General features: G+C 62.0%; 11 protein-coding genes. 6 read left to right on the top strand and 5 right to left on the bottom strand.

Features of this window, described 5'->3' with window-relative positions; translation table 11 throughout:
* Positions 1-68 precede the first annotated feature (68 nt).
* Both aroE and hemF read right to left on the bottom strand, forming a co-directional pair.
* Positions 69-887 carry a shikimate dehydrogenase gene (gene aroE, locus ACW9I6_RS26020; RefSeq protein WP_457340003.1) on the bottom strand — a complete coding sequence of 273 codons (819 nt, stop codon included), beginning with the start codon at positions 885-887 and terminating at the stop codon, positions 69-71.
* A complete protein-coding gene (hemF, locus tag ACW9I6_RS26025) occupies positions 887-1816 on the bottom strand; it encodes an oxygen-dependent coproporphyrinogen oxidase (protein ID WP_003213625.1) in 930 nt (309 codons plus the stop codon). Before hemF ends, aroE begins: the two co-directional genes overlap by 1 nt.
* 158 nt (positions 1817-1974) lie before the next feature.
* On the opposite strand from hemF, the gene ACW9I6_RS26030 reads away from it, so the two are divergent.
* Positions 1975-2952: an NADPH:quinone reductase gene (locus ACW9I6_RS26030; RefSeq protein ID WP_457340004.1), complete on the top strand. Its 978-nt coding sequence runs from the start codon at positions 1975-1977 to the stop codon at positions 2950-2952.
* 130 nt (positions 2953-3082) lie between these two features.
* Here the strand turns inward: ACW9I6_RS26030 and ACW9I6_RS26035 are convergent, their stop codons facing one another.
* From ACW9I6_RS26035 to ACW9I6_RS26045, 3 genes are all read right to left on the bottom strand, one after another.
* Complete coding sequence (locus ACW9I6_RS26035) at positions 3083-3640, bottom strand: L-threonylcarbamoyladenylate synthase (protein WP_003213622.1); 558 nt, start codon at positions 3638-3640, stop codon at positions 3083-3085.
* 54 nt (positions 3641-3694) lie between these two features.
* Complete coding sequence (gene dprA / locus ACW9I6_RS26040) at positions 3695-4789, bottom strand: DNA-processing protein DprA (RefSeq protein WP_177050671.1); 1095 nt, start codon at positions 4787-4789, stop codon at positions 3695-3697.
* A gap of 63 nt (positions 4790-4852) precedes the next feature.
* Positions 4853-5641, bottom strand: coding sequence for a peptidoglycan-binding protein (locus tag ACW9I6_RS26045; protein ID WP_457340005.1), 789 nt, complete (start codon positions 5639-5641; stop codon positions 4853-4855).
* A 150-nt stretch (positions 5642-5791) separates the two neighbouring features.
* Between ACW9I6_RS26045 and def the strand changes: the two genes are divergently transcribed.
* The 5 genes from def to ACW9I6_RS26070 are packed head-to-tail and all read left to right on the top strand — an operon-like array spanning position 5792 to position 10348.
* Positions 5792-6298 (top strand): peptide deformylase, encoded by a 507-nt coding sequence (gene def, locus ACW9I6_RS26050; RefSeq protein WP_003213617.1) that lies wholly within the window; start codon positions 5792-5794, stop codon positions 6296-6298.
* 57 nt (positions 6299-6355) lie between these two features.
* Positions 6356-7315 carry a methionyl-tRNA formyltransferase gene (fmt, locus tag ACW9I6_RS26055; RefSeq protein ID WP_457340006.1) on the top strand — a complete coding sequence of 320 codons (960 nt, stop codon included), beginning with the start codon at positions 6356-6358 and terminating at the stop codon, positions 7313-7315.
* The gene (rsmB, locus tag ACW9I6_RS26060; RefSeq protein WP_457340007.1) at positions 7312-8622 is read left to right on the top strand and encodes a 16S rRNA (cytosine(967)-C(5))-methyltransferase RsmB; all 1311 of its coding nucleotides are present in this window, start codon (positions 7312-7314) and stop codon (positions 8620-8622) included. The genes fmt and rsmB overlap by 4 nt, the downstream gene beginning before the upstream one ends.
* A 22-nt stretch (positions 8623-8644) precedes the next feature.
* Positions 8645-10018, top strand: a complete 1374-nt coding sequence (gene trkA, locus ACW9I6_RS26065) for a Trk system potassium transporter TrkA (RefSeq protein ID WP_003213611.1) — start codon at positions 8645-8647, stop codon at positions 10016-10018.
* A gap of 18 nt (positions 10019-10036) precedes the next feature.
* Complete coding sequence (locus tag ACW9I6_RS26070; protein ID WP_003213608.1) at positions 10037-10348, top strand: tetratricopeptide repeat protein; 312 nt, start codon at positions 10037-10039, stop codon at positions 10346-10348.
* Positions 10349-10410 lie beyond the last annotated feature (62 nt).

Consider the following 10410-nt stretch of genomic DNA (forward strand, 5'->3'; position numbering starts at 1 on the left):
ACAGTCGCCGTATGTATCGACTGATCCACCGCATTCGCGAGCAAGCCCGCTCCCACATTCGGATTGCGTCAGGCCAGTTGGCTACGCAATTCAGCCAGCACCGGCGCCGAATCCGGGCGCACGCCGCGCCACAGGAAGAACGCTTCCGCGGCCTGTTCCACCAGCATCCCCAGGCCATCCATTGCCACCGCCGCGCCCTGCTCACCGGCCCAGCGGCAGAAAGCCGTAAGCTCTTTGCCGTACATCATGTCGTAGCAAAAAGTCTTTCCGGGTTCGATCAGGCTGCCGGCAATCGGCGGTACATCGCCTGACAGGCTGGCGGACGTGGCATTGATGATCAGGTCCACCGGTTCACGTAGCCAGTCGAAACCGCTGGCGGACACCGGGCCGAGGTCGTCGAACAGCTCGGCGAGCAATTCGGCTTTTTCCACGGTGCGATTGGCAATGATCAGCGAAGCCGGCTGCTCAGCCAGCAATGGCTCCAACGCGCCGCGCACCGCACCACCGGCGCCCAGCAGCAGGATGCGTTTGCCTTGCAGGCTGAACCCGGCATTCACCGTCAAATCCCGCACCAGGCCGGCGCCGTCGGTGTTGTCTCCCAACAGGCTGCCATCGCCGAGCTTGCTCAGGGTATTCACCGCGCCGGCCCGTTGGGCGCGTTCGGTCAGGGTATTGGCCAGGCGATAGGCCTCTTCCTTGAACGGTACGGTGACGTTGGCGCCACGGCCTTGTGCGAAAAATGCTTTTGCACAGCCGGTGAAATCCTCCAACGGCGCGAGCAAGGTGCTGTAGTCCAGTTGCTCGCCGGTCTGTTCGGCGAACAGACGGTGAATCAGCGGCGACTTGCTGTGGCCGATGGGGTTGCCGAAGACGACATAACGATCCATCAGACCGCCGCCTTGGGCAGCACACCCAGCCAGTCGCGGTCTTGCAGGAAGTAGTCGGTTAGGCGCGCTTCTTCGCTGTCGGGGGCGGCTTTCCAGTCATAGCTCCAGCGCACTTGGGGTGGCAGCGACATCAGGATCGACTCGGTACGCCCGCCCGATTGCAGGCCAAACAAAGTGCCGCGGTCGTAGACCAGGTTGAACTCGACGTAGCGGCCACGGCGGAATTCCTGGAATTCGCGCTGCTGCTCGGTATAGGCCATGGCCTTGCGGCGCTGGACGATTGGCAGGTAGGCGTCGATGTAGGCGTCGCCAATGGCGCGCATGAAGGCGAAACTAGTGTCGAAGTCCCACTCGTTCAAATCATCGAAGAACAAACCGCCGATGCCACGCGGTTCGTTGCGGTGCTTGATGTGGAAGTAGGTGTCGCACCAGGCCTTGTAGCGTGAATAAACGTCCGGGCCAAACGGCGCGCAGGCCTGTTCGGCGACGCGGTGCCAGTGGATGCAGTCTTCTTCGTTGCCGTAGTAGGGCGTCAGGTCGAAGCCGCCGCCAAACCACCACACAGGCTCTTCGCCTTCTTTTTCAGCGATGAAAAAACGCACATTGGCGTGGGAAGTCGGCACATGCGGGTTGTGCGGGTGGATCACCAGCGACACGCCGAGGGCTTCAAAACCGCGACCGGCCAATTCCGGGCGATGGGCACTGGCGGACGGTGGGAGGCCGCTGCCAAACACGTGGGAAAAGTTAACGCCGCCTTTCTCGATTACCGAACCGTTTTCGATCACACGGGTGCGACCGCCGCCGCCGGCAGGCCGGGTCCAGGCGTCTTCGATGAAGCGAGTGTCCGTCTCGAAGGTTTCCAGGGCGCTGCAAATGCGGTCTTGCAGGTCAAGCAGGTAGGCTTTGACAGCCTCGGTGCGGGTAGTCATGACATCACCTTGAATCGGGCAACGCTACACGAGGCCATTGGGCATCGGCGGCAAATGGGCGCACAGGATACCACTGCACCCACTGCTGCCACAGTTGACGAAGATCAAGCTTAGGAGTCCGATAGGGGGCTACGCGAAATGACTTAAGGAGAGTGCAGATGGCCAAACGTATCCAGTTCCGTGCCCATGGCGGCCCCGAAGTGCTTGAGTATGTGGACTACACCCCGGCCGAACCCGGCCCGCAGCAGGTTCGCGTGCAGAACAAGGCCATTGGCCTGAACTTCATCGACACCTATTTCCGCAGCGGCCTGTATGCACCACCGGCCTTGCCGTCGGGCCTGGGCGCAGAAGGTGCTGGCGTGGTTGATGCGGTGGGCAGCGAAGTCACTCAATTCAAGGTCGGCGATCGCGTGGCCTACGGCAGCGGCCCGCTGGGTGCCTACAGCGAATTGCATGTGTTGCCGGCTGCCAACCTGGTGCACCTGCCGGACGACATCAGCTTCGAACAGGCCGCCGGCGCGATGCTCAAGGGCCTGACGGTGCAGTACCTGTTGCGCCAGACCTATGAGTTGAAGGGCAGCGAAACCATTCTGTTCCACGCCGCTGCCGGTGGCGTCGGCTCGCTGGCGTGCCAATGGGCCAAGGCCTTGGGCGTGAAGCTGATCGGTACCGTGAGTTCGCCGGAAAAAGCGGCGCTGGCCAAATCCCTCGGCGCCTGGGAAACCATCGACTACAGCAAGGAAAATGTCGCACAACGCGTGCTGGAACTGACTGACGGCAAGAAGTGCCCAGTGGTGTACGACGGCGTAGGCAAGGACACCTGGCTCACCTCGCTGGACAGCGTCGCGCCACGCGGATTGGTGGTGAGTTTCGGTAATGCTTCGGGGGCGGTGGATGGGGTCAACCTGGGGATTCTGGCGGCCAAGGGCTCGCTGTATGTGACCCGGCCGACATTGGCGACCTATGCCAACAACCCGGAAAACCTGCAGGCGATGGCGGATGATCTGTTTTCGATGATCATCAGCGGGAAGCTGCAGATTGATATTAACCAACGGTTTTCGTTGGGGGATGCGGCGAAGGCGCAAATTGAGTTGTCGGCGCGGCGGACGACTGGGTCGACCATTCTGTTGCCATAGGGCGTTGGATTTTCAGCGGCTTTGAGGGCCTCTTCGCGAGCAAGCCCGCTCCCACATTTGACCGAGTCCAACTTTTGGAACGCGAACAAATGTGGGAGCGGGCTTGCTCGCGAAAGCAGGCGGCTCGGTCTCAGGAAGGCCGCACAACCTCACCCGTCGCCAGATCCCGAATCAGACTCGGGTTCTTGCGCCCACCCAGATTCCCCCCCAATACCAGATCCACCTGCCCGCGGAAGTACTGCTCCACACGAATCCGCGTGCGCGCCGCCGGGCGGCCCTGCGGGTTGGCCGAGGTGGAAATCAGTGGCCCGACCAGCGAGCACAGATCCCGCACTTGCGGATGATCAGTCACCCGCAACGCCACCGTGTCATGCACCCCGGTAATCCACTCGGGCAGCAAGTCCTGATGGGGCACCAGCCACGTATTCGGGCCAGGCCAGGTACTGGCCATGCGGTCCATCCACTCATCGGGAAAGTCTTCGAAGAGAAAATCGAACTGACGGATATTGTCGGCAATCAGGATCAGCCCCTTATCCACAGACCGGCCCTTGATCGCCAGCAACCGATCCACCGCTTCTTCGTTCCAAGGGTCACAGCCCAGGCCCCAGACCGCCTCGGTTGGATAGGCAATCACTGCGCCTGCGCGAATTTCTCGTGCGGCTTCTCGCACCCGCCACCTGTTGACCATTACTCACTCTCCGGACTAAAGCTCTGCGCAGTTTACCGATCTTCGTTACAAAACCTAGCTGCGCGCAAGCCAGCGCCCGCTTTCGCAGATCACCCGGCCTTCCAGTTCCAGCTCCGTCAGGCTGGCCAGCACCTCGGACAAGGCCCTGCCGCTGGCAATCGCCAGGGCTTCACTGGTGTGGGGTGCCGCGTGCAACAGCGCCACCAGCGGATGATTGACCGCAATCGGCGCCGGGCGGGAGAGGGCCTGCCAGCCACGCAGGTTTTCGAGAATGTGTTCGATGGTTTCCACCAGCACCGCGCCATCGCGGATCAGTTGATGGCAGCCTTTGGCCCCGGGGTGATGGATGGAGCCGGGGATGGCGTATACCTCGCGCCCTTGCTCCGCCGCCAGCCGCGCGGTGATCAGCGAACCGCTGGCCATGCTGGCCTCCACCACCAATACCCCAAGCGACAGGCCACTGATAATACGGTTGCGGCGCGGGAAGTTGCCGGCCTGGGGCGCGGCGTCCAACGGAAACTCGGAAACCACGGCGCTGCCTTGGGCAATCATCGCCTCGGCCAAGCGTCGATGGCGCTGTGGATAAAAATTTTCGAGCCCGGTGCCCAGCACGCCGATTGTATGTCCTCCAACATCCAAAGCCGCCTGGTGAGCAGCACCGTCGATACCCAGGGCAAGGCCACTGGTGATGACAAAACCGGCACTCGCCAGGCTGCGGGAAAACGCGGCGGCGGTATCCATTCCTGGCCTGGAGGCGCGACGGCTGCCGACCATCGCCAGCTGCGGTTTCTCCAGAATCGCCGGGTTGCCGGCGACGAATAATAGCGGGGGTGCGTCATCCAATTCTGCAAGCAATGCCGGGTAGTCGGGTTGGTCCCACATCAGCAAATGCTGGGCCGGACGCTCCAACCAGGCCAATGCCGCACTGGCGCCATCACGTACTTCCTCGCAACGCCGGGCATCGGCGCTGGCCACCTTGAGCCCCAGGGAGCGCCAGGCACTGGCCGGTGCGCTGATGGCTTTTGACGCAGAACCAAAGGCCTCGATAAGTTTTTTAAAGCCCTTGGGACCCAGTTCCGGCAGCCTGTGCAAGCGTAGTCGGGCTTCCAGTTCTGCCGGGGAAATTTCACGGTCATTCGTCGGTAACATTTGATCGTCCTTGATCGGAACAAGCTGTGGATAACTCTGTTGGTAACTTATTTAGCAACCTAATTATTGTCTTCGTTCAGGCGCCTCAAAACGGTCCATTACCGCCAGCGAACGCGACGCGCTGAGCACCAGGCCGTAGCTGAGCTTTTCGTAGGTACGGAACACCAATAGCGTCCCAGCCGGCTCGTCGGGCATCTTCACCGGAGCACCGGTCACTCGGTCCCGAACGGTTTCCCCGGTTTTCACCACGGCCAGCAAATGGCCTTCCGTCAGGCCGTCACGACGGCCCTTGTTCAGCGTCACCGCATCCAGCACGCCGATCTGCGTCACGCCCCGTGGCACGTCGATGATGTGCCCGGCAGTGGCGCGAGCAGGCATCTGAATCACCAGGCTGGCGAGGTCGGTGGGCGCTTGCTGGCTGAGCAATCGGTCGCCGGGCCGCACTTCCTGGGTGACGCGCTGCACACCCAACGTGCTGACATCGCCCGACGTCACAAAACGTGCGGTGCCAATGTCGTCGACGTTGATACCCAGCAATTCCTGGCTTTGCGGGTCGGTATAGGCCTTGCCGCGACGGAAGATCCCGTAGCTTTCGGCGGTAGGGTTCAGGGCACCTCGCGCATAAATACGCTCGCCATCGGCGCCCAATACTCGTCCGGCATCTGCTGCAACAATATAGGGAGCGTGCTCCAGTTCCTGGGGGGTATCGAGAATGCGGTTGTGCAGTAAAAAGCGCTGGATGGCCTGCTGCGTATGAAGTGGCAACGGTTGGCCGGGCTGTGGATAGCTCTCGGGAACCTGGGCAATAACGGCCTGGGCCCACAGCAGCAAGACGAGTAGCGATTTCCTCATGGGGTGAATCTCCTTTATTATGTGCATTCGCGTGAAACGCCTTGGCCTTCGCGGCTTTCGGACGTTTTCCCACGGCACTTATCCCGGCACATCAAGGGTCCATCCCCGGCGCCGACTTGCCTTTACCTCACATGTGCAGCAATTACGCTTATGGCTATTTTGAACATCCTCGAATTTCCGGACTCACGCCTGCGCACCATCGCCAAGCCAGTGGCCGTAGTGGACGCCAAGGTTCGTCAGTTGGTCGATGACATGTTTGAAACAATGTATGAAGCCCCGGGTATCGGCCTCGCCGCGACCCAGGTCGACGTGCATCAGCGCGTCGTGGTCATGGACCTGTCCGAAGACCGCAGCGAGCCCCTGGTGTTTATCAACCCTGAGTTCGAAACCCTGACCGACGAGATGGGCCAGTACCAGGAAGGCTGCCTGTCGGTGCCCGACTTCTACGAGAACGTCGACCGTCCCCAGCGCGTCAAGATCAAGGCCCTGGACCGTGATGGCAAGCCGTTCGAGATGATTGCCGAAGGCCTGCTGGCGGTGTGCATCCAACACGAGTGCGACCACCTCAACGGCAAGCTGTTTGTCGATTACCTGTCCACGCTTAAACGCGACCGGATCAAGAAGAAGCTGGAAAAGAAGCATCGCCAGCAAGCTTGATTCCCTTCTTTCAAAGGCTTGCTCCGGCAAGCCTTTTTCTTTTGTGAGACGTTTCCCATGACCGAGCCACTGCGCATCGTTTTTGCCGGCACCCCCGAATTCGCCGCCGAACACCTCAAGGCCCTGCTCGCCAGCCCTTATGAAATCGTGGCGGTCTACACCCAGCCCGATCGCCCGGCCGGTCGTGGGCAAAAACTGATGCCCAGCCCGGTCAAGCAGCTGGCACTGGAAAACAACATTGTGGTGCTGCAGCCGCCGACCCTGCGCAATGCCGATGCCCAGGCCGAACTGGCTGCGCTGAAGCCAGACCTGCTGGTGGTGGTGGCCTACGGCTTGATCCTGCCCCAGGCTGTGCTGGATATCCCGCGCCTGGGCTGCATCAACAGCCACGCCTCGCTGCTGCCTCGCTGGCGTGGCGCGGCACCGATCCAGCGTGCCGTCGAAGCCGGTGATGCGCAAAGCGGGGTGACCGTGATGCGCATGGAAGCAGGCCTGGACACCGGGCCGATGCTGCTGAAAGTCACCACCCCGATCACCGGGCAAGACACCGGCGGCAGCCTGCATGATCGCCTCGCCGAAATGGGCCCGCCGGCTGTCGTCCAGGCCATCGCCGGCCTGGCTGCTGGCACTCTGCAAGGCGAAGTGCAGGACGACAGCCTCGCCACCTACGCCCACAAATTGAACAAGGATGAAGCTCGCATCGACTGGAGCCGCCCGGCCGTTGAGCTGGAACGCCTGGTACGCGCCTTCAACCCGTGGCCAATCTGCCACAGCACCCTCAATGGCGAAGCCCTGAAAGTACTGGCCGCCACCCTGGCTGAAGGCAAGGGCGCCCCCGGCGAGATTATCGGCGCCAGCAAGGACGGCCTATTGGTAGCGTGCGGTGAACAGGCGCTGTGCCTGACCCGTCTGCAATTGCCCGGCGGCAAGGCGCTGAATTTCAGCGATTTGTTCAACAGCCGTCGTGAGAAATTTGCCGTGGGTATCGTCCTGGGCCAATCGGTGGACGCTCAATGAACCCACGTCTGGCCGCCGCCAAGGCCCTGGCCGCCGTACTCAACGGCAAGGCTTCCCTCAACAGTTCGTTGCCGACCCAGCTGGATAAAGTCGAAGACCGCGATCGCGGCTTCACCCAGGACCTGGCTTTCGGCACCGCCCGCTGGCAGCCGCGGTTATCGGCTCTGGCGGCCAAGCTGCTGCAAAAGCCGTTCAAGGCGGCGGACGCCGATGTCGAGGCGCTGCTGCTGGTGGGCCTGTATCAACTGCTCTACACCCGCGTTCCGGCCCACGCGGCCATCGGCGAAACCGTCGGTTGCGCCGACAAGCTGAAAAAGCCTTGGGCCAAGGCCCTGCTCAACGCCGTGCTGCGCCGCGCCCAGCGCGAAAGCGAAGCGCTGCTGGCCGAGCTGGAACATGACCCGGTGGTGCGCACCGCCCACCCGCGCTGGCTGCAAAAATCCCTGAAGGCGTTCTGGCCCGAGCAATGGGAAGCCATCTGCGCGGCCAACAACGCGCACCCGCCGATGATCCTGCGGGTCAATCGCCGTCATCACACCCGCGACGCTTATCTCACGTTGCTTGGCGAAGCCGGTGTAGCGGCCACGGCCTGCGTCTACAGCCAGGACGGCATCGTTCTTACAGAACCGGGCGATGTACGTATCCTGCCCGGGTTCGCCGAAGGCTGGATCAGCGTGCAGGACGAAGCCGCTCAACTGGCCGCCGACCTGCTGGACCTGGCCCCGGGCCAACGCGTACTGGACGCCTGTTGCGCCCCCGGCGGCAAGACCTGCCACATCATGGAAGTGCAAGCGGACCTGGCCGGTGTCGTCGCCGTCGACCTGGAAGCCAAGCGCCTGGTGCGTGTGCGGGAAAACCTCGCCCGTCTGGGCCTCAGCGCCGAGCTGATCGCCGCCGACGGCCGCGACACCGCCACCTGGTGGGACGGCAAGCCGTTCCAGCGCATCCTGCTGGACGCACCGTGCTCCGCCACCGGCGTGATCCGCCGCCACCCGGACATAAAGCTGACCCGCCAACCCGACGACATCGCCGCCCTGGCCGTGCTGCAAGGTGAGTTGCTGGACGCGTTGTGGCCGACCCTCGAAGTAGGCGGCATCCTGCTGTACGCCACCTGCTCGACGCTGCCTACCGAAAACACTGAAGTCATCGAAGCCTTCCTTGCTCGCACCAGCGGCGCACGGGAACTGGACCTCGACATCCAGGCCGGGATCAAGCAGCCTCATGGCCGCCAGTTGCTGGCCCAGGAAGGCGGCCACGACGGGTTCTATTACGCCAAGCTGATCAAGATTGCCGCCGCTCGCGGCTGAATGGTTTTAAGGGAGTGACCGGATGAAAATCATCATCCTCGGCGCAGGGCAGGTTGGCGGTACGCTGGCCGAGCATTTGGCCAGCGAAGCCAACGATATCACCGTGGTCGACACCGACGCGGAGCGCCTGCGGGATTTGGGCGACCGTTTGGACATCCGTACCGTACAAGGCCGCGCCTCGTTTCCTACAGTGCTGCGCCAGGCCGGTGCCGACGATGCCGACATGCTGGTGGCGGTCACCAACAGTGACGAAACCAACATGGTCGCCTGCCAGGTCGCTCACACCCTGTTTCACACTCCGACCAAGATCGCCCGAGTGCGTGAGGCCGCGTACCTGACCCGCGCCGGACTGTTCGACAACGACGCGATCCCGGTCGATGTGCTGATCAGCCCGGAACAGGTGGTAACCCATTACATCAAGCGCCTGATCGAACACCCGGGCGCCTTGCAGGTGATCGACTTCGCCGAAGGCAAGGCACAGCTGGTGGCGGTCAAGGCCTACTACGGCGGACCGTTGGTGGGCCAGCAACTGCGCCAGCTGCGCGAGCACATGCCCAACGTCGAGACGCGGGTGGCGGCGATCTTCCGTCGCGACCGGCCGATCCTGCCCCAGGGCGATACGGTGATCGAGGCTGACGACGAGGTGTTTTTCATCGCCGCCAAAGCGAACATTCGCGCGGTGATGAGCGAAATGCGCCGTCTGGATGAGACCTATAAACGCATCGTCATCGCCGGCGGCGGGCAGATCGGTGAGCGCTTGGCCGAGGCCATCGAAAGCCGCTACCAGGTGAAGATCATCGAGATGAATCCGGCACGCTGCCGGTATTTGTCCGACACCCTCGACAGCACCGTGGTCCTGCAGGGCAGCGCCTCGGATCGTGATCTGCTGCTGGAAGAAAACATCGCCGACGCCGACATCTTCCTGGCCCTGACCAACGATGACGAAGCCAACATCATGTCGTCGTTGCTGGCCAAGCGGCTGGGGGCGAAGAAGGTGATGACCATCATCAACAACCCGGCCTACGTCGACCTGATCCAGGGCGGCGATATCGACATCGCCATCAGCCCGCAACTGGCGACCATCGGCACCTTGCTGGCCCACGTGCGCCGCGGCGATATCGTCAGTGTGCACTCGTTGCGCCGGGGTGCGGCGGAAGCCATCGAGGCGATTGCCCACGGTGATTCAAAATCGAGCAAGGTGATTGGCAAGGCGATCCGCGATATCGGCCTGCCGCCGGGCACCACCATTGGTGCAATCATTCGCGATGAAGAAGTGATCATCGCCCACGACGACACGGTGATCGCCACGGGCGACCACGTGATTCTGTTCCTTGTGGATAAAAAACATATCCGCGATGTGGAGAAGCTGTTCCACGTGGGCCTGAGCTTTTTCTGATCAAACGGAGTGACCGACATGCTCGAATCCCTGGAAAAAATGCTCGCCAAGGGTGTGGATAACTCACTGCTGCGGTTTGGTTTGGGCAAGGGTTATCTTGATCTGAAGGACAACGCCAAGGCGGCCGAGCATTTGCAGAAATGCGTCGAGTTCGATCCGAAGTATTCGGCGGCGTGGAAGCTGTTGGGCAAGGCGCAGCTGGGGCAGGGTGATAACGCTGCAGCGCGGTTAGCTTGGGAGAAGGGTATTGAAGCGGCTCTGGCACATGGCGACAAGCAGGCCGAAAAGGAAATGACCGTATTCCTGAAGAAACTCGACCGCCAGGCTTAAGCAGAACCCAATGTGGGAGCGGGCTTGCTCGCGAAGGCGTCGTGTCAGTCACCGAATTTGTG

This window comes from Pseudomonas sp. SDO5522_S412, from assembly GCF_054071215.1.